Below are 18,630 nucleotides of genomic sequence, written 5' to 3'. Positions count from 1 at the left end.
ACTCACCAGGAGGACGGATGTCCCGGCAATTCCTCGCGGAGGGCCTTGAGCTCTCCGGAGGTGATCGCGGCGTCGTAGCCGTGGTCGCCGTGGTCGCCCTGGCTGCTCTCGCCGTCGGGTACGTGCTGCTCAAGGAGGTGCTGGCCGCCGGCCAGGGCACCGACAAGATGCAGGACATCGCCAGGGCGGTTCAGGAGGGCGCAGCGGCCTACCTCAACCGGCAGTTCCGCACGCTCGGCATCTTTGTCGTGATCGTGTTCGTGCTGCTGTTCGCGCTACCGGCAGATGATTTGGCCGAACGAATCGGCCGATCTTTGTTCTTCATCGTCGGTGCCGCGTTCTCGGCGATCATCGGCTACCTGGGCATGTGGTTGTCCACGCGCGCCAACGTGCGTGTCGCCGCCGCCGCGAACGAAGAAGGCGGTCGCGAAAAGGCGACGCGCATCGCGTTCCGCACCGGCGGCGTGGTCGGCATGACCACGGTCGGCCTCGGCCTCTTCGGCGCGGCGCTCGTCGTGCTCGTGTACGCCGGTCAGGCCCCGAAGGTCCTGGAGGGCTTCGGTTTCGGTGCCGCGCTGCTCGCGATGTTCATGCGCGTCGGTGGCGGCATCTTCACCAAGGCCGCCGACGTCGGCGCCGACCTGGTCGGCAAGGTCGAGCAGGGCATCCCCGAGGACGACCCCCGCAACGCCGCGACCATCGCGGACAACGTGGGCGACAACGTCGGTGACTGCGCCGGCATGGCCGCGGACCTCTTCGAGTCCTACGCCGTCACCCTGGTCGCGTCGCTGATCCTCGGCACCGCCGCGTTCGGTGTGCAGGGCCTGCTGTTCCCGCTGATCGTCCCGGCGATCGGCGTGCTGACCGCGGTCATCGGCGTCTACACGACCAGGGCGAAGGTGGGCGAAAGCGGCCTTTCCGCCATCAACCGCTCCTTCTACATCTCCGCGGTCATCTCCGCGGTGCTGTGCACGATCGCGGCCTTCACGTACCTGCCGAGCTCCTTCGCCGACCTCAACGGCATCTCCGACGCGATCAAGGGCACCAGCGGCAACCCGGCGCTGATCGCGTCCGTCGCGGTGATCATCGGCATCGTGCTGGCCGGCGTCATCCTCTGGCTGACCGGCTACTACACCGGCACCGAGCACAAGCCGGTGCAGGAGGTCGGCAAGACCTCGCTGACCGGTGCGGCCACCGTCATCCTGTCCGGCATCTCGGTCGGTTTCGAGTCGGCCGTCTACACCGCGCTGGTCATCGGTGCCGCCGTCTACGGCGCGTTCCTGTTGTCCGGTTCGGTCGTCGTCGCGCTGTTCGCGATCGCGCTGGCCGGTTGTGGTCTGCTGACCACCGTCGGCGTCATCGTCGCGATGGACACCTTCGGCCCGGTCTCGGACAACGCGCAGGGCATCGCCGAGATGTCCGGTGACGTGCACGGCGAGGGCGCGCAGATCCTCACCGAGCTCGACGCCGTCGGCAACACGACCAAGGCCATCACCAAGGGCATCGCGATCGCGACCGCCGTGCTCGCCGCGACGGCGCTGTTCGGCTCCTACAAGGACGCGATCGACCAGGCCGTGCTGAAGATCGGCAACGAGATCGGCTCGCTGCCCATCTCGTTCACCAACGTGGTGTTCAGCCCGAACGTCCTCGTCGGCGTCGCCATCGGCGCGGCCGTCGTGTTCATGTTCTCGGGCCTCGCGGTCAACGCCGTGACGCGCGCCGCCGGTGCCATCGTGTTCGAGGTGCGCCGCCAGTTCCGCGAGAACCCGGGCATCATGGACTACTCGGTCAAGCCGGAGTACGGCCGCGTCGTCGACATCTGCACCAGGGACTCGCTGCGCGAGCTCGCGACCCCCGGTCTGATGGCCGTGCTCGCCCCGATCGCCGTCGGCTTCGGCCTCGGCGTCGGCCCGCTGGCCGGCTACCTCGCCGGCGCCATCGCCACCGGCACGCTGATGGCGGTGTTCCTGGCCAACTCCGGTGGGGCGTGGGACAACGCGAAGAAGCTGGTCGAGGACGGCAACCACGGCGGCAAGGGCTCCGAGGCCCACGCCGCGACCGTCATCGGCGACACCGTCGGTGACCCGTTCAAGGACACCGCCGGCCCGGCCATCAACCCGCTGATCAAGGTCATGAACCTGGTCTCGGTGCTGATCGCCCCCGCCGTCGTGACGTTCTCCATCGGCCCGGACGCGTCCGCGCCGCTGCGCATCGCGATCGCGGTGGTCGCCACCGTCATCATCATCGGCGCGATCATCGTGTCGAAGCGCCGCGGAACGGCGATCGCCGACTCGCCCGCGGAGGCCGTCAGCAACGGCGCCGCGTAGTTCCACCGCCGGTCGGGGTACGTTCGGGTGTCCACCGACGTACCCCGACCGAGGAGTTACGACATGAGGCGCAGCCTCGTCGCCACTACCGCAGTTGCCGCCATCGCGCTGGCCGGGTGCACCAACGGCGGCAACTCCGGCACGTCCACGCCGACCAGCGGCCAGCCCGACGCCGTCGCCGTCACCTACATGGACAAGGTCTGCGGCGCGGCGTCCGCGTTCGCCAAGGTCGACAAGACGGCGCCGAAGCTCGACGCGGGCGACCCCGCCAAGCTCAAGGCCGAGATGGCCGCCTACATGGGCCAGCACGCCGACGCGTTCACCAAGTCCGCCGCCGACCTCAAGCAGGTCGGGCCGTCGCCCGTCGCGGGCGGTGACGAGGCCGTGACGAAGATGTCGGAGACCTTCACCGCGCTCGGCACGCTGTTCGCCGACGCCAAGGTGAAGATCGAGCAGGCGGACGCCAACGACGCCACTGGCGGCCTGCAGGCGGCGGGAGAGGCGATCTCCAAGCTCTCCGAGCTCGCCGACCCGCTGAGGGACCTCAAGGCCGTTCCCGAGCTGCAGAAGGCCGCCCAGAGCGCGCAGAAGTGCCAGGAGATGCAGCGGCTCGGCGCCGCCCCCACGGGCTGAGCCCGACCTGTGCGGCACCACCGCCCGGAGTAGCTTGCGGCCCATGACCCGCTCCACCGCACGCGCAGTCCTCGCCGTCGCCACGAGCCTGGCCCTGGCCTCCTGCACCGGCGGCACCCCCGCGTCCACGCCCGCGGCGCCCACCGAGGCCGACGTCGTGGCGTGGCTGGACCAGGTCTGCGGCGCCGTCGGCGGCACGACGAAGGCCATGGCGGGGGAGCCGTCCATCGACCTGAGCGACCCCGCGAAGCTCAAGGCCGGGCTCTCGGGCTGGCTGACCACCCAGATCACCGCCGCCGACCGGTCGGTGAACGACCTGAAGGCGCTGGAGGACGGACCGCACCCGAAGGCGAAGGAGCTGGTCGGGGCGGTGGAGAACAGCACGGGGGAGTTCAAGGCGGTGCTCTCCGACACCAGGTCGAAGATCGACTCCTCGTCCGACGCGACCGCGGTGGTCACCGCGTTCACCGAACTGATGACCAAGGCCGCCGCGTTCGAGAACACCGGCGCCGACGTGCGCAAGCGCTTCGAGGACAGCGGGCTGGCCGAGCCGATGAAGAAGGCGGGCAAGTGCGAGGAGCTACCCCGGTGACCCGGACCAGGCTGGTCACGGCGGTGCTGGCCGCCACGGCGCTGCTGACGGCGTGCGGTTCGGACGAGGACAAGCCCCTCACCGACGCCCAGGGCCGGTGGGTCGACGCGTTCTGCGGCGGTGTCCTGCCCGGTCTGAGGGCAGGGCAGGAGCTGCAGGCCCAGGACCCCGCCGACCCGGCCGCGGTCAAGGCCGCCTACCTCAAGCTCGTCACCGCGAACGCCGCCGCCCTCACCGACGCGGTGCGGGAGCTGACCGAGCTCGGCTCACCGTCGGATGAACTGCGGGACGTCCACGACGGCACGGTCAGGTACTTCACCGAGTCCGCGAAGTCCTACGAGGCGGCGAAGGACCCGATCACCGTGCTCGCCGCGGACGCCGGGTTCTGGGACGACGCCGAGCAGGTGCTGGCGAGGACGTCGCAGGTCAGCACGCCCGAACAGCTGCGGGCCACGTTCGACGCGCTGGAGCGGTCGCCCAAGTACGCGGCCGCCGTCGGCCGGTCGCGACCGTGCTCCGAGCTGAAGGCGAAGCAGTAGTCCAACCGGTGTGGCCACGCGTGCGCCACTGGTCACAGTCGAACGCCTGTTCTACTCTGTGGGCCGTGGTGGGGCAGCTGTCCTTCTTCTCGGCCGAGGCGCGCACGCCGGCCAAGGCGGACCTCGCCGGCTTCCTCTGCGGGCCGGGGCAGGCCGTCAGCTTCGCACGCGGCACAGCGGCCCGCGTGTACGTCGAACTGCGCGACGAGTGGCGCTACCGGCCCCTCAAGCAGGCCTGCGACGAGCGCGGCGTCACCTCCGAGCTGTGCGTCGACGACGAAGGCACGCGCTTCGTCCGCACGCCGTTCCGCACCGACCTCACCCCGCTGGCCGCCCACTGGCTGAACGGCACCGCGAAGACGGTGCCCGCAGGCTTCGAGCTGAACGGGGCGGTGCTCCGGGTCTGGGCGCTGGCCGCCGGCAGCTGGTCGGAGTCGGCCTACCTGCTCGGTTTGGACCCCAACGCACCCCAGACACACGCACCGTTGCAAAATGCCCTGCTCCAGTCCGGACTTCCGTGCACCCTGGTAGGGGCACCGGCGCTGCGGGTAACCGGCCGCCGACGGCTCGCAAGGCTCGCTGAGCTGGTCGGAAGCCCTCCCCACGGGGTGGCGATGAGCACTTGGCCGGCGGCCTGAGCGGGGCAGTCCGGCGGGGTTGTGTCACTCTGTCTCGTCGAACAGGCGTCGCAGAAGACATGACGGATGGTGTGCTTTTCGGCCGGCGCTGGGCAACACTGGCGGGCCTGGGAACGGGTTTGGAAGAGAGCGGGACGGCGTGGCTGGATCGACACGGACGAGAAAGAGCAGCGGAGGAGCGGGTGGCACCCGACGACTTGTGATCGTCGAGTCGCCCACGAAGGCGCGCAAGATCGCGTCCTACCTCGGCGCCAACTTCGTCGTGGAGTCCTCCAGGGGACACATCCGGGACTTGCCGCGCGGTGCCGCCGACGTGCCCGCCAAGTTCAAGGGCCAGGCCTGGGCCCGGCTCGGCGTGGACGTCGACCACGACTTCGAGCCGCTCTACGTGGTGTCCGCCGACAAGAAGTCGCTGGTCACCGAGCTCAGGGAAGCCCTGAAGGAAGTCGACGAGCTCTACCTCGCGACAGACGGTGACCGCGAGGGCGAGGCCATCGCGTGGCACCTGCTGGAGACCCTGAAGCCCAAAGTCCCGGTGCGCAGGATGGTGTTCCACGAGATCACCGAGTCCGCGATCCAGGCCGCCGCCGCGAACCCCCGCGACCTGGACCAGGACCTGGTCGACGCGCAGGAGACCCGCCGCATCCTCGACCGCCTCTACGGCTACGAGGTCAGCCCCGTGCTGTGGAAGAAGGTCATGCCGAAGCTCTCGGCTGGCCGCGTGCAGTCGGTGGCGACGCGCCTGGTCGTGGAGCGCGAACGCGAACGGATGAAGTTCGTCTCCGCCGGCTACTGGGACATCTCGGCGGTCATGGACGCCGGTGCCGACGCCACGCCGCGTCAGTTCGGCGCCCGCATGGTGGCGCTCGACGGCACCCGCCTCGCGACCGGCCGCGACTTCGGCTCCGACGGCAAGCTCACCGGCAAGGCCGACGTGGTCGTGCTGGACGAGGCGCAGGCCCGTGCCATCGCCGCCGGCCTGGAGCAGGCCCCCGTCCGGGTCGCCTCGGTCGAGGAGAAGCCGTACACGCGCAAGCCGTACGCGCCGTTCATGACCTCGACGCTGCAGCAGGAGGCGGGTCGCAAGCTGCGGTTCTCCGCCGACCGCACGATGCGCACCGCGCAGAAGCTGTACGAGAACGGCTACATCACCTACATGCGCACCGACAGCACGACGCTGTCGGAGACCGCGATCAACGCGGCCCGCACGCAGGCCACGGACCTGTACGGCGCGCAGTACGTCGCCGACAAGCCGCGCCAGTACACCCGCAAGGTCAAGAACGCGCAGGAGGCCCACGAGGCGATCCGGCCCGCCGGTGAGGTGTTCCGCACGCCCGGCCAGGTGGCCTCCGAGCTGGACTCCGACGAGTTCAAGCTCTACGAGATGATCTGGCAGCGCACGATCGCCTCCCAGATGGCCGACGCGCGCGGCAACACGACCAGCGTGCGGATCGTCGGCAAGGCGGCGACCGGCCAGGAGGTCACCTTCGCCGCGTCCGGTCGCACGATCACGTTCGCCGGCTTCCTCAAGGCCTACGTCGAGACCGTCGACGCCGAGGCCGGTGGCGAGTCCGACGACGCCGAGTCGCGGCTGCCGCTGCTCGCCAAGGACCAGGCGCTGACGATCGCCGAGCTGTCCCCGGACGGCCACACGACCTCGCCGCCGTCGCGCTACACCGAGCCGTCGCTGATCAAGACGATGGAGGAGCTCGGCATCGGCCGCCCCTCCACCTACTCGTCGATCATCAGCACGGTCCAGGACCGCGGCTACGTGTGGAAGAAGGGCGCGGCGCTGGTCCCGTCCTGGGTGGCGTTCGCCGTGGTCGGGCTGCTGGAGGTGCACTTCGGCCGCCTGGTCGACTACGACTTCACCGCCGCGCTGGAGGACGAGCTCGACGGCATCGCCGCCGGTCGCCAGCAGCGCACGACGTGGCTGTCCGGGTTCTACTTCGGCGGCAGCGTCGGCCCCGACGGCTCGATCGGCCGCTCCGGTGGCCTGAAGAAGCTGGTCGGCACGGGCGTCGAGGACATCGACCCGCGCGAGGTCAACTCGATCCCGCTGTTCAGCGACTCCGAGGGCCGCACGGTCGTGGTCCGCGTCGGCCGGTTCGGGCCGTACCTGGAGCGCGAGGTCGACGGTGCCGCGCAGCGCGCGAACCTGCCAGACGACCTGCCGCCGGACGAGCTCACCGCGGAGATCGCCGAGAAGCTGTTCTCGACGCCGCAGGAGGGCCGCTCGCTGGGCACCGACCCGGTCTCGGGCAACGAGATCGTGGCCAAGGAGGGCCGCTTCGGCCCGTACGTGACCGAGGTGCTGCCCGAGCCGGAGGAGAGCACGCCGAAGTCGAAGCTGCCGAAGCCGCGCACCGGCTCGTTGTTCAAGTCGATGTCGCTGGACACGATCACGATCGACGACGCGCTGAAGCTGCTGTCGCTGCCGCGGGTGGTCGGCAAGGACCCGGAGACGGGCGCCGAGATCACCGCGCAGAACGGCCGCTACGGCCCGTACCTCAAGAAGGGCACCGACTCGCGGTCGCTGGCCGACGAGTCGCAGATCTTCACGGTCACGCTCGACGAGGCCCTGAAGATCTACGCCGAGCCGAAGAAGCGCGGCCGGGCCGCCGCCGCGCCGCCGTTGCGGGAGCTGGGCAACGACCCGGTGTCCGGCAAGCCGATGGTGATCAAGGAGGGCCGCTTCGGCCCGTACGTCACCGACGGCGAGGCGAACGCGTCGCTGCGCAAGACCGACAGCGTCGAGTCGATCACCGACGAGCGCGCGGCCGAGCTGCTGGCCGAGAAGCGCGCCAAGGGCCCGGTGAAGAAGAAGGCACCGGCCAAGAAGGCGACGACGGCGGCGAAGAAGCCGGCGGCCAAGAAGGCCCCGGCGAAGACGAAGAGCTGACGTGACGGGGGTGGCGGGTGCCGAGCTCTGACTTCGGTCCGGACGGGACGCAGGCCCCGCCGCCACCCCCGCTGTTCCCCGACCCGCTCGCCGGGCTGGTGACGGCCGACACGTGGGTGGCACCCCAGTGGTCCTCGCTGCGGACCGCGTCGTTCTCGTCACGTGTGGCGGTGCCGACACCTCCCGATCCCACCGAGCAGGTGCGGCAGGCCGTCCAGGCCCAGCTGGAACAGGAGCGGCGGCGCCCGCAGAGCCGCCGGCCACGACCGGGGCAGCAGGCCGCGCAGTGGCCGCAAGTGCCTGCCGCACAGGCGCAGCAGCCCGTGCAGAAGCCCAACACCGCCGCTACCGTGGTCGGCTGCATCGTCGTCCTCGGCTTCTTCGTGCTGGTGCTCGTGAGCGTCCTCGGCGCGATCTTCAGCGGATAGTGACCTTTCGACGTCGAGAGTCCGGCGTCGTCACCCACTACATCCGGTTACCCTGATCGCACCCGCACGGGCGAGCAGAGGTGACTGAGATTCAGGACGCGGACACACCAGCGACGCAGGCAGACCCGGCCGGGTCCGCCCAGTCCAGCGTGTCCACGGTCCACCGGCTGCGGTCGGTGCTCGCGATCCGGCCGTTCCGCCGGCTCTGGCTCGTCACCTACCTGTGCAGCGTCGGTGACTGGCTGTCACTGCTCGCGTTGACCGGTCTGGTCTCCGAGATGCTGAACAGCTACCAGTGGCAGTCGTTCGCGCTGTCGCTGGTCGTGCTGACCCAGCTGCTGCCCGGCATCCTGTTCGCCCCCGTCGGCGGGGTGCTCGCCGACCGCTTCGACCGGCGCAAGGTCATGGTCGTCTGCGACGTCCTGCGCGGGTCGCTGTTCATCTCGATCGCGCTGATCGGGTCGCCGATCTGGCTGTTCGTGGCGAACTTCCTGGTCGGCTGCTGCGCGATGCTGTGGATTCCGGCCAAGGAGTCGGCGGTGCCGAACCTGCTGCGCCGGCCCGACCAGGTCGAGTCGGCCAACCAGCTCGGCCTCGTGATGACCTACGGCATCTCGACCATCAGCGGGTTCGGCCTGTACTCGCTGATCGCGGGCGTGCCGGCGTACCTGAACCTGCAGGGCGGCGACCTCGAGTTCCGCATCGCGACCATCGCCGTGATCATCAACGGCCTGCTGTACTTCACCTCCGCCGTCCTGATCGCCACCCGGCTGCCGGAGCTGTCCGGCCGGGCCGCGCGGCAGAAGAAGGAGGTCGACGCCGACAAGCCGGGCTTCGTCGCGATGTTCCGCGAGGGGGTCAGGTTCGCCGCCGCGACGCCGCTGGTCCGCGGCCTGGTGATCGGCATGATCGGCGCGTTCGCCGCGGCCGGTGTCGTGATCGCGACGGCGAAGCTCTACGCGACCTCGCTCCTCGGTGGCGCGTCGACGTTCGGCCTGCTGTTCATGGCCGTGTTCCTCGGGCTCGCGGTCGGCATGGCGACGGCACCCCGGTTCGCGCGCAGGCTCGCCTACAACCGGCTGTTCGGCGTGACGATCGTCGGCGCGGGCGTCACGTTGACGCTGGTCGCGCTGGCCCCGAGCCTGTGGCTGGCGCTGCTGATGGTGTCGCTGGTCGGCCTGTGCGCCGGCGTGGCGTTCCTGACCGGTCTCACGATCGTGGGCTCGCAGGTCGAGGACGAGATGCGCGGCCGCACGGTGGCGTTGATCCAGTCGTTGCTCAAGGTCGTGCTGTTCGGTGCGTCGGCCGGTGCTCCGCTGCTGGTCGCGGTGCTGCAGAAGCGCACGGTCAGCATCTTCGGCCACCCGATGGAGGTCGACGCGACCCGTCCGGTGATGCTCGGCGGTGCGGTCATCGCGATCGTGCTCGGCCTCGTCGCCTACCGGCAGATGGACGACCGTCGCGAAGAGCGCGTGCTGTCGTCGTTGTTCGCCGCCATCCGCGGACGCTCGCGCACCAAGGGCCTGCTGATCGCCGTCGAGGGCGACACGCGTCAAGACACATCCGTGCAGGCCCGTCGGCTCGCGGCCGCTCTTCGCGTCGAGGGGTTCGAGGTACTGCTTGCCGCCGACCCCGAACACGACGAACGCCGTCTGCGCACGATGCTGTCGTCCGCCGAGCTGGCCGGCGTGCGCGCGCAAGCCCTCGTCGCCGCCGCCGTGCGCGCCGACGTCGTCGAACGGCAGGTGCGTCCCGCGCTGGACGAGGGGTCCATCGTCGTGATGGAGCGCTACGTCGACTCGCCCCTGGCGCACTTCAGCGCGACCGGCACCCTGGAGCACCAGGAACTCGAAGGCCTGGTCGAGTGGGCCACCGGCCGCCTGCGCCCGGACCTGACGATCCTGCTCGACCGCCCGGTGTCCGACGGCAAGGCGATCGGCCTGGAACAGCACTGGCGGGTCCAGCGCCTGCTCAGCGAGATGGCCGCCGCGAACCCCGACCGCTACCTGGTGGTCGAGACCGACGGCGACGCCGATACGACCGCGCACCGCGTCCACACCGCCGTGCTCCCGCTGCTCGCGTCCCGCAAGAAGGTGCCCGCGGAAGCCCCCGCCCCGACGTCGTGACCGGCCCGGCCGCTGGGAGACTGCACCCATGAGCGTGTGGGACGAGGTGGTCGGCCAACCCGACGCGGTGGCAAGCCTGTCCGCGGCGGCCGAGGCAGCCGCCACGATCGTCGCCGGCGGCACCCCGGCACCCGGCGTGATGACCCACGCCTGGCTCTTCACCGGCCCACCCGGCTCCGGCCGTTCGTCCACGGCCCGTGCGTTCGCCGGCGCGTTGCAGTGCGTTGTCACCGATGACCGCCCAGGCTGCGGCGAGTGCACCGGCTGCCGCACGGCCCTGCACGGCACCCACGCCGACGTGCGCGTCGTCATCACCGAAGGCCTCTCGATCTCCGTGGCCGAGATGCGCTCCCTCGTGCAGATCTCCGCCCGTCGCCCCACGTCCGGCCGTTGGCAGGTCGTCATCATCGAAGACGCCGACCGCCTCACCGAGGGCGCCGCGAACGCGCTGCTGAAGGCCGTCGAGGAACCCCCGGAGCGCACCGTCTTCCTGCTCTGCGCCCCCTCCGACCACCCGGAGGACGTCTCGATCACCATCCGCTCGCGCTGCCGCCTCGTCCCCCTCGGCTCCCCCCGCCCCCCGGCCATCGCCTCAGCACTGGAAGTCATCGACGGCGTGTCCCCTGAGATGGCCTCCTGGGCCGCCTCCGTGTGCGGCGGCCACGTGGGCCGCGCCCGCCGCCTGGCCGTCGACCCCGAAGCCCGCGAACGCCGCGAGGCCGTCCTGCGCATCCCCTTGGCCCTGCGCAAACCCGCCGACGTCTTCACCTGCGCCGACGAGCTGATCAAGGCGGCAGAGGAAGACGCCACCACCGCGAACGAGGCCCGCAACGAGGCCGAACGCACCGCCCTGGAAACCGCCATGGGCGCCGGCGGCACCGGCAAGGGCACCGCAGCCGCCACCCGCGGCGCGAAGGGCGCGTTGAAGGACCTCGAAAAGCGCCAGAAGTCCCGCGCCACCCGCACCCAGCGCGACTCCCTCGACCTCGCCCTGGTCGACCTCGCCGGCTTCTACCGCGACGCCCTGGTCACCAAAACCGGCTCCGAGGCGTCCCTGATGCACCCCGACCGCGCCGCCGACTCGCGCACCGCCGCCGCCCAGTGGTCGCAGGAGTCGATCCTGCGCCGCCTGGAGGCCGTGCTGTCCTGCCGGGAGGCGATCGAGGTGAACGTGAAGCCGCGCATCGCGATCGAGGCGATGGTCACCACGCTGCACCGCGGCTGACGCGCGGTTCTGGGGTGCCGCTGGCCCGCCCCAGCAGGTGCACCCGACTCCGCCACGCCAGCGTCAGCCCGGAACACGACGCGGCCGGCGTCGGACCGGGAGCGCCGCCACCACCACGACCCCGACGAGCAACAACCCGGCCCCGGTCCAGAACAGCGGAACCGACTGGTACGCGGCGTTGGTGTAGGCGAGCGGCGGTGCCTTCTTGGGCGGCGCCGCCGCACCACCCGGCTCCTGCGGAGCGGGTGTCTGCGGCGGCTGTGACGTTCCGCACACCACGCCGCCCTGCGGTGCCGCGGCGCGGACGATCTGCTCGCCGAGCGAGATCTGCGCGAGCGCGGTGGGCAGGTTCGGGAGCTTCAGCTTGTCCGTCGGCAGGAGCTGCACGTCGAGCATCCGCGCGGTCGCGCCGAGCTGGTAGCCGGTGAAGCCGTTGCCGGAGAAGGCGGCCTTCTTCTCGGTCAGGCCCGCGATCTGCAGCTTCACCACGACCAGGTCGAGCAGCAGCGGCACGTCCAGCACCGGGTGGGCGGCGTCGAGGGTGCCGAGGTCCTTGCCGTTCTGGCTGACCTTGAGCACCGGCGCGGTGTAACTGATCGTCGAGGTCTTCTCGTCGCCGGTCGCGGTGGCGGTGAGCGTCGGCGGGGTGACCACGTCGATCTTCAGACCGCCGGCGAGCTCGATGCTGACCGCTCGCATCGTCGACGTGGACGCGACGGCCTTGTTCTTGCTGCCCGGCAGGTCGACGAGCCGGACGGCAGAGCTCGCCTCGAACGTGTCCGGGATGCTCACCAGCCCGGTCTTGGGCGCCAGCGGCACCTCGGCGGGCAGCGCGCTCAGCACCTGCAACCCGGCCAGCGACGTCGTGGCCGTGGCGAGCGGGCTGATGCACGGCCCGACCTCCTCGTCCCACCGCGCCTGCACGCTGCCGTTGAGCACGCTCAGCTTCGCGAGCGGCGTCTCCGGGATCGGCAGGCCGCCCTTCGTGGGCTGCGGGTTGTCCGGGATCGCCGTCTGCACCAGCGTTCCCGGCGTCTGCGGCGCCCGACCGGCCACCGCGAACCCGAACGGGTTGGCCTGCGTGACCACGCGTTCCGTCGCCAGGAACGCCTCGGTGTTGACCTGCGCGCTCGACAGCCCCAGCCCGAGCTCGGTCACCGACTGCTTCGGCAGCTGCTCACCGAACCCCGGCAGGATCGTGCTCGTCGGAACGCCCTGCGGCCCGAGCCGGACCACCGCGAGCCCCGTGCCCGCGTCACCGACCGCGTGCGCCAACGGCTGCGGCCCGTTCGGCGACGACGCCGGCGGCTGGTTCGGGTCCCTCGGCCCCGGCACCGGTGTGGTCGGCGGCTGGGCGAGTGCCGGCCCTGCGGCGAGTGCCAGCAGCAGACCGGCCAGCGGCACGGAGAACGAGCGACGCATGAACCACTCCTCGACGCGGACTAGGAGACGGTGACCTCGGTCACGGTCGGTTCAACGATGCCGACCCCCGTGAGTGACGGGTCCACGGGTCAGCTATAGTTATCGCGTCTCGCCGCCTTAGCTCAGTCGGCCAGAGCGGCTCACTCGTAATGAGCAGGTCATCGGTTCGATTCCGATAGGCGGCTCGGTGAGATAAGACCCAGGTCAGGCTTCCTGACCTGGGTCTTTCTGTATCCGCAGGTTCGTGACGAGTTGTAGAGCTGCGCTGCTCTGGGCCTCGTGTGTGCTCGAAGTATGCCCATCGGTTCCGGTGGACTTGCGCGGGACGAGCTTGGTCGCCGCTTCGGCGGCACGGTGAGCGACCTCGGGCGGGACGCTCGTGTAGATGTCCGATGTGATCGTGATGGACGGGTGACCGAGCATCTCCTGCACAGTCTTCATGTCTGCGCCGCCCGCGAGAGCGAGCGTCGCCGCACCGTGCCGCAGGTCGTGCAGCCGGATCGGCGGCAGGCTCGACGTCCCCACGATCTTCTCGAACGCCTCGGACACCTTGCCTGGGTGCAGCGGCGTCCCGTTGGCCTCGGTGAACACGCGGCCTGTGTTGATCCAGGCCTCGCCCCACTCCAACCGTTCGGCTGCCTGCTGCGCCTTGTGCGTTCGCAGGACTTTGACCGTCTCGGCGTCCAGCGCAACGACTCGTGCACCGCTGGACGTCTTCGGGTCTCCCTCCTCGACCTCCCAGCCGGCGAGCACGAGCTGAGTTGCGACCGTCGCCGTCCTCGTGTCGAGGTCGACGTCTGACCAGCGCAACCCGCAACCCTCGCCCCGACGCAGGCCCCGGAACGCGATCAGGTGATGCAGCCCGTACAGCCTGTCCTCGTGCACCAAGTCGAGGAACTCGCCCGTCTGCTCTGGAGTCCAGGCCATGACCGGTGACGGCTTCTCGCCGGACCGCTTCCACTGCTCGACGCGCTCGGCTGTCCACACCAGGGCCTTGGGGCGCTTGCCTGGTTCGACGCTGCCTCGGCCGTCACGTAGCCGGAGCGGCGGAGCAGCCGACGCTCACCGTCCGCTGTAGACGGGAGTTCTTGACGGATCGCTACCGTCCCGTGTGCTCGCTGACGCTGACCGGTATGTCATAGCAACTCGCGGCGTGTACGAAACTTGGAGTTATTTGACCAGCTGCCACTTGCCGCACCGCTGAGTGGTGAAGCTGCCGTCTGTTGATGCGATCGTCACAGTGATCGACTGGGCGTGTGTGGCGAAGTTGTTGTCGATGATCTCGCCGTCAGGCCGTGTCCGCTCCCAGTAGCAGTCATCAACGCTGAACAGCGTGCGGTACTTACCGGGCTTGATCTTCCCCTTCCCGGTACCGATCTCGTAGGTTCCGCTACCGAAGGGAACGTTGCCTTCGAGAACTTCGTTCAGTGCGCCTTGGTGCTCGGCGCACAACAGCGGTATGCCGATCTTGAAAATCTCTAGTCTCTTCGCATCCTCGTTGATCTGCCCCTGGAGGAACTCCGACGCGGTCACGTACTGAGCCGGGGTCGTCATGCTCTTGCACACGTCGAGCACCCATGCGGATGCCGTGCGGTATGTCGTGCCTGCAGCCGAGTCGAGCCCTGCTGCCTGTGCGGCCTCATCGACCTTCTCCGCTGGAGTGAGTTCTCCAGGTTTGACCCACACGGTCGCAGTCGAGTGGGTGCTGCGGTTGGCCTCGATCGAACTCACGACCCACTTGTTCAGGGACTCGGGGAGCGTGCCAGAGGTCGAAATCTGGAAGAGGTTCGACTTCTTGGTCGCATGCGTCACATAGACGTAGTAGCCGAGTTTCTGGATCTCGGCGACCGCTGTGTTCGCAGTGACGCCCACGTACTTGGCTGTGTCGATCACAGGCGGAAGCGGTGCGGCGGAGGTAGTCGTGGTCGTTACCGCCGTTGATGATCGGGACGGTTCAGACGAAGGACTTGCAGCGCCGCAGGCGCACAGCGTGACTACTACGCCTAGCGCGATGATGGGCAGCGTGAATCGGCGCATGCGGAACTCTTTTCGCAGTCGCTAGTGGGTGTCACATCTGGCTGCCAGGCATGCCCTGTATCGGTGTGAGACCAGCAACGCGTTACCGACCGTGGTCGTCCACTGAGATCGACTCAGCCGATCCTTATCAGCCCGGTGTCAGAAGGGCGTTGAGGCGTTGCAGTGCCAGCTGCCCACCCGTGCTGATTTCGATGAGTCCGCCGTCGTCGGCGGCGCGGATCGTTCGCTGGATCTGATGCGGCAGGCGGTGCGTCTCTGCCGCAAGGAGTGCAGTGCGCAAGGCGTCCCGTGCGCCGTCTCGCTGGCGTGCTGCAAGCAGAACCTGTCCGGCGGTGACTCGCTCGATGATGTGCCATTGCGGCGCGACCGGCGGCGCGACCGGCATGTTCGTCTGCATGATCCGGACCGCCTTGGCGGCTCGGCCAGTCGTGACCAGCCCGCGTAGTTCGATCTCCCGGAACGTGAACGGGTTGAACAGCATGCTGCGGCCGCCAACGTCGTCGAGCCGTTCGCGGTACCCGTCGATCGCGAGGTCGAACAGGTCCGGGTCACTATGTTCGCCTGCGGCACGAGCGAGCAGTGCGAACGCGGCTCCCTGCCCCTCACGATCCTCGGACACGGCAACCGCCCGGCTGAGTCGAGCAATTGCTGCGCCGGCGTGGCCGGCCTTGCGCAGTTCGTTCCCGTGCATCCGGAGCGCGTGAGCGAGGAATGCCTGATCGCCGAGGCGCTCGGCGATCACGAGTGCCTTGCCCGTCCAGCGGGCAGCAGCCACCAGCCGTTCTTCAGGCAGCACCGTGCCGAGCGAGACGCCGAGCGCGGCACGGCCCTGACCGAGCAGGATCATCGTGTCCCGTTCGGCCCGTCCCTCGGCGGCTCGTGCCTCAAGCCGAGCGACCAGCGGCCACAGCTCGTTGACGGCGTCGACGGCCCTGCCGGACTGGCGTGCGATCTCAGCAAGGCGGATGGTCGAGTCACCGAACTGGATCATCGCCGCGAAGTCGGCGTCGTCGTTGTCGGTCACGCCGAGCGCGTGCATCGGCAGCCCGAGCGTCCGCGCGATGTGCCGGCGCGTGGCGACGTCGCTGATGTTCCGGCGACCGGTCTCGATCATCGACACGTAGGTCTTGTCGTAGCCGAGCAGCGCGGCGAGCCGTTCCTGACTGAGCTTGTTCAGCCTGCGGTACACCCGCAGGATCGTTGCCAGGTCACGACTTCTGAGGGCCGCGGTTGCCTCTGGTGCCGACCACAACCACACGGCGGGCATGAGTCGGCGAGCAGGGACGACCGGGGCGACGTGGCGAGCACTCGCGTGACAGGTGGGGCAGATCGGCTCGACGGCAAGCCGACTCAGCTCGGCTCCACACGCGTCACACCGCCCGCCCGTCACGGCTCACCTGACCGCGTCCGCGCGCAAACGTTCGAACCACGCTGCGATTGACCGCTTGTAGCCCTCTGGCATGTTCAAGCCGGGCACTTCGTCCTCGGTGAACAGGCCGATTTCTTTGTGCTCGTCGGACAGCACGGGTTCGCTGTCGCCATTCGGGTGGCAGCCGTAGGTCACGATGAACACGTTCTTCTCGGCGACGTTGATGTAGTACATCCACGTGTCGAGGATCGGCCCGGTCGTCACCTTCCACTGCGTCTCTTCGGTGATCTCGCGGGCAACGCACTCTTCCGGGGTCTCGCCTGGCTCGATGCGGCCGCCCGGCAGCTCCCACTCCTCGCGCTCGTTCTTCAGCAGCAACACCTTGCCGTCGCGGACCACCACGCCCTTGATCGAGACGGGGTAGGCAAGCTGGCTCATCGAGGAGTCCTCCGTGATCGCAGGCGGTTGCTCAACGGCAACGTAGCACCGGAACTCACCGTGCTGAGGCGACGCGATGTTGACAGCCTGTCACTGGACGTGGTGGCCCGAACGGCGTTCTGCTGATCCTATGGACGAGTCGTTCCGGGAGGTAGACGCCATGATCGAGCCATATCGCGTCAACGCGGACTCCACCGACCTGGTCGGGCTGATCGCTGAGCGGGGACTCGCTGTGGTCGACGGTCTCGACGGCCCCGAGGACCTGCTGAGGCTCGCGCAGTCGATCGCCGTAGTCGTTCCGCATCGCGACAGCGGACCTGACGGCGTCACCACGATCGCTGACCTCGGTGAGTCCGTCGTGCGTAGCGGTTCGCGGGCTTCAGCGCGTGTGCGCTCAACCCGCACACCGATCGCTCAGGCGTTCCGCACCCGCCCGCCCTGCTGATGATGAGCTGCACACAGGCTGCGACAACCGGTGGCGAGTGCGTGCTCATCGACGGCCAGGCCGTGTACGACGATCTCGCCGAGTCGGAGCCCGAAGCGCTCATCGCGTTGAGCACGCCGCGTTCCGTGCTGTTCGGCGGTGCGGCAGGGCATCTCAGCTCGGTCTTCAGCGACAACGGCCATGGCCGGACAGCCATCAGGCTTCGGCTCGACGAGCTCGCTCAGTTCGCGCCTGAGGTCAACCGCCGGATTCCGGCACTACGGGCGGCGATCGACCGCCACGCGTTCGAGTTCAGGATCACTGCCGGGCTGGGCTACGTACTCGACAACCACCGCTGGCTGCACGGCCGGCGAGCGTTCACCGGGCAGCGCGTGGTCCACCGCGTGAACGGAGATCCGTTGCCGGAACTGGTTGTGGCGACCGGTGTTCGCGTCCGGGCGTTGAGTGATGCCGCATGAACGACGACGCAGCGATTCCGCGTTTCCCCGTGCTCGTGCACCGACCACGCCTCGTCCACGGCGTCGGAGGCCAGCGCCACGACCAAAGCCCGTGCGGTGGCGCGGAAGTCGGCGATCAACGCCTCCACGGCCGGCCGCAGCAGGGTGAGCTCGTCGTCGGAGATGAGCCGCAGCACCAGGAGTTGGCGTTGCTCGCCGATCACCGCGACGTCCGGTGGCAGCACGGCGCGCAACGCGGACGCCGCCTCGGTCGCCTCCTGCAGGCCCGCGGTGAGCGGGATGCGGAACGGGTGCCCGCGGGTCAGGTCCACGGGCGGCACCTTAACCGCAGGTCGCCAGCGCCTTCTCCAACGCCGATCGCTCCGCCGGTGCCACCGTCAGGGCGTAGGCGGTCTTCACCGTCACGTAGATCCGCCCGTACGAGCACGCGTAGGCCGCGTTGGGCGGCATCCACTCGTCGGGCGTCTTGTCGCTCTTCGACTGGTTGACCTTGCCCGAGGTCGCCACGAGGTTGCGCAGGTCGTTCGCCGCCGCCACGCGCTTCTCCGCGGGCCAGGCCGCCGCTCCGCTGCGCCACATCTCGGCGAGCGGCACCACGTGGTCGATCTGGATCGAGGACACCTTGGTCACCTGCGAGCCGGTGTAGGGGTCGTCCAGGGTGCCGGACTGCACGCCGCAGCGGCCCGGTTTGCGTTCCACGGCGGTCAGGTCGCGGGCGAGGACCTGGCTGCGCTGGTCGCAGCCGTCGCCGTCCACGTCGGACCAGGGCCGGCCGAACACGCAGGCGCCGGGGCAGTCGCGGTCGTAGCCGCGCAGCGTTCCCGGTGCGCCCGCCGGCAGCGAGGCGAGCGAGGTGCGGGCCGTGGCGGCGTCGAGCGTGCCCTCGGGCACTCGGTCGACCTGAGCCGAGGTGGGGAACGCTGCACACCCGGTGAGCAGGAAGATGAGCAAGATCCACCGCATGGGGTGGGCATACCCGCCGCGCGTGGCGGTCATGGCGGCCCATCGGCCTAAAACCTGGGGGACGAATGGGTCGCGACGACGCCCGGGC

General features: G+C 69.5%; 17 protein-coding genes and 1 tRNA gene. 12 read left to right on the top strand and 6 right to left on the bottom strand.

Features of this window, described 5'->3' with window-relative positions:
* Positions 1-17 precede the first annotated feature (17 nt).
* The 9 genes from ACVDFE_RS04505 to ACVDFE_RS04465 all read left to right on the top strand — a co-directional run bounded on the left by ACVDFE_RS04505 (position 18) and on the right by ACVDFE_RS04465 (position 11,410).
* Positions 18-2,327 carry a sodium-translocating pyrophosphatase gene (locus tag ACVDFE_RS04505; protein ID WP_458429664.1) on the top strand — a complete coding sequence of 770 codons (2,310 nt, stop codon included), beginning with the start codon at positions 18-20 and terminating at the stop codon, positions 2,325-2,327.
* A gap of 63 nt (positions 2,328-2,390) precedes the next feature.
* On the top strand, positions 2,391-2,960 hold the full coding sequence (locus ACVDFE_RS04500) for a hypothetical protein (protein WP_458429663.1): 570 nt from the start codon (positions 2,391-2,393) through the stop codon (positions 2,958-2,960).
* A gap of 43 nt (positions 2,961-3,003) precedes the next feature.
* Complete coding sequence (locus ACVDFE_RS04495) at positions 3,004-3,552, top strand: hypothetical protein (protein WP_458429662.1); 549 nt, start codon at positions 3,004-3,006, stop codon at positions 3,550-3,552.
* Positions 3,549-4,091 carry a hypothetical protein gene (locus ACVDFE_RS04490; protein ID WP_458429661.1) on the top strand — a complete coding sequence of 181 codons (543 nt, stop codon included), beginning with the start codon at positions 3,549-3,551 and terminating at the stop codon, positions 4,089-4,091. The genes ACVDFE_RS04495 and ACVDFE_RS04490 overlap by 4 nt, the downstream gene beginning before the upstream one ends.
* 65 nt (positions 4,092-4,156) lie before the next feature.
* Entirely contained in the window at positions 4,157-4,729 is a 573-nt protein-coding gene (locus ACVDFE_RS04485) for a hypothetical protein (protein ID WP_360385158.1), read from the top strand.
* Between the two features lie 139 nt (positions 4,730-4,868).
* Entirely contained in the window at positions 4,869-7,631 is a 2,763-nt protein-coding gene (gene topA / locus ACVDFE_RS04480) for a type I DNA topoisomerase (protein ID WP_360385160.1), read from the top strand.
* 17 nt (positions 7,632-7,648) lie between these two features.
* Positions 7,649-8,059: a hypothetical protein gene (locus ACVDFE_RS04475; RefSeq protein ID WP_360385162.1), complete on the top strand. Its 411-nt coding sequence runs from the start codon at positions 7,649-7,651 to the stop codon at positions 8,057-8,059.
* Between the two features lie 80 nt (positions 8,060-8,139).
* Positions 8,140-10,185 (top strand): bifunctional MFS transporter/dTMP kinase, encoded by a 2,046-nt coding sequence (locus tag ACVDFE_RS04470; protein WP_360385164.1) that lies wholly within the window; start codon positions 8,140-8,142, stop codon positions 10,183-10,185.
* Positions 10,186-10,213: 28 nt separating this feature from the next.
* Positions 10,214-11,410 (top strand): DNA polymerase III subunit delta', encoded by a 1,197-nt coding sequence (locus ACVDFE_RS04465; protein ID WP_458429660.1) that lies wholly within the window; start codon positions 10,214-10,216, stop codon positions 11,408-11,410.
* 63 nt (positions 11,411-11,473) lie between these two features.
* Here the strand turns inward: ACVDFE_RS04465 and ACVDFE_RS04460 are convergent, their stop codons facing one another.
* Positions 11,474-12,832: a hypothetical protein gene (locus ACVDFE_RS04460; RefSeq protein WP_458429659.1), complete on the bottom strand. Its 1,359-nt coding sequence runs from the start codon at positions 12,830-12,832 to the stop codon at positions 11,474-11,476.
* 111 nt (positions 12,833-12,943) lie between these two features.
* On the opposite strand from ACVDFE_RS04460, the gene ACVDFE_RS04455 reads away from it, so the two are divergent.
* Positions 12,944-13,017, top strand: a tRNA-Thr gene (locus ACVDFE_RS04455).
* A gap of 19 nt (positions 13,018-13,036) precedes the next feature.
* Here the strand turns inward: ACVDFE_RS04455 and ACVDFE_RS04450 are convergent.
* The 4 genes from ACVDFE_RS04450 to ACVDFE_RS04435 form a co-directional block, all read right to left on the bottom strand.
* Positions 13,037-13,717, bottom strand: coding sequence for a site-specific integrase (locus tag ACVDFE_RS04450; RefSeq protein WP_458429658.1), 681 nt, complete (start codon positions 13,715-13,717; stop codon positions 13,037-13,039).
* A gap of 285 nt (positions 13,718-14,002) precedes the next feature.
* Positions 14,003-14,725, bottom strand: a complete 723-nt coding sequence (locus ACVDFE_RS04445; RefSeq protein ID WP_458429657.1) for a hypothetical protein — start codon at positions 14,723-14,725, stop codon at positions 14,003-14,005.
* 271 nt (positions 14,726-14,996) lie between these two features.
* Positions 14,997-16,058, bottom strand: coding sequence for a helix-turn-helix domain-containing protein (locus ACVDFE_RS04440; protein ID WP_458429656.1), 1,062 nt, complete (start codon positions 16,056-16,058; stop codon positions 14,997-14,999).
* Between the two features lie 204 nt (positions 16,059-16,262).
* Entirely contained in the window at positions 16,263-16,676 is a 414-nt protein-coding gene (locus ACVDFE_RS04435) for an NUDIX hydrolase (protein WP_458429655.1), read from the bottom strand.
* Positions 16,677-16,836: 160 nt separating this feature from the next.
* Here ACVDFE_RS04435 and ACVDFE_RS04430 point away from each other — a divergent pair, with 160 nt between their 5' ends.
* Together ACVDFE_RS04430 and ACVDFE_RS04425 are read left to right on the top strand one after the other, a co-directional pair.
* The gene (locus ACVDFE_RS04430; protein ID WP_458429654.1) at positions 16,837-17,121 is read left to right on the top strand and encodes a hypothetical protein; all 285 of its coding nucleotides are present in this window, start codon (positions 16,837-16,839) and stop codon (positions 17,119-17,121) included.
* Positions 17,121-17,579: a TauD/TfdA family dioxygenase gene (locus ACVDFE_RS04425; protein WP_458429653.1), complete on the top strand. Its 459-nt coding sequence runs from the start codon at positions 17,121-17,123 to the stop codon at positions 17,577-17,579. The genes ACVDFE_RS04430 and ACVDFE_RS04425 overlap by 1 nt, the downstream gene beginning before the upstream one ends.
* 321 nt (positions 17,580-17,900) lie before the next feature.
* Here ACVDFE_RS04425 and ACVDFE_RS04420 read toward each other — a convergent pair whose 3' ends face one another.
* Positions 17,901-18,542 (bottom strand): HNH endonuclease family protein, encoded by a 642-nt coding sequence (locus tag ACVDFE_RS04420; RefSeq protein ID WP_458429652.1) that lies wholly within the window; start codon positions 18,540-18,542, stop codon positions 17,901-17,903.
* Positions 18,543-18,630 lie beyond the last annotated feature (88 nt).

This window comes from Lentzea chajnantorensis (assembly GCF_054300775.1).
Note: the sequence above shows the minus strand (reverse complement) of the source record. Positions and strands in the feature narration are given on the sequence as shown.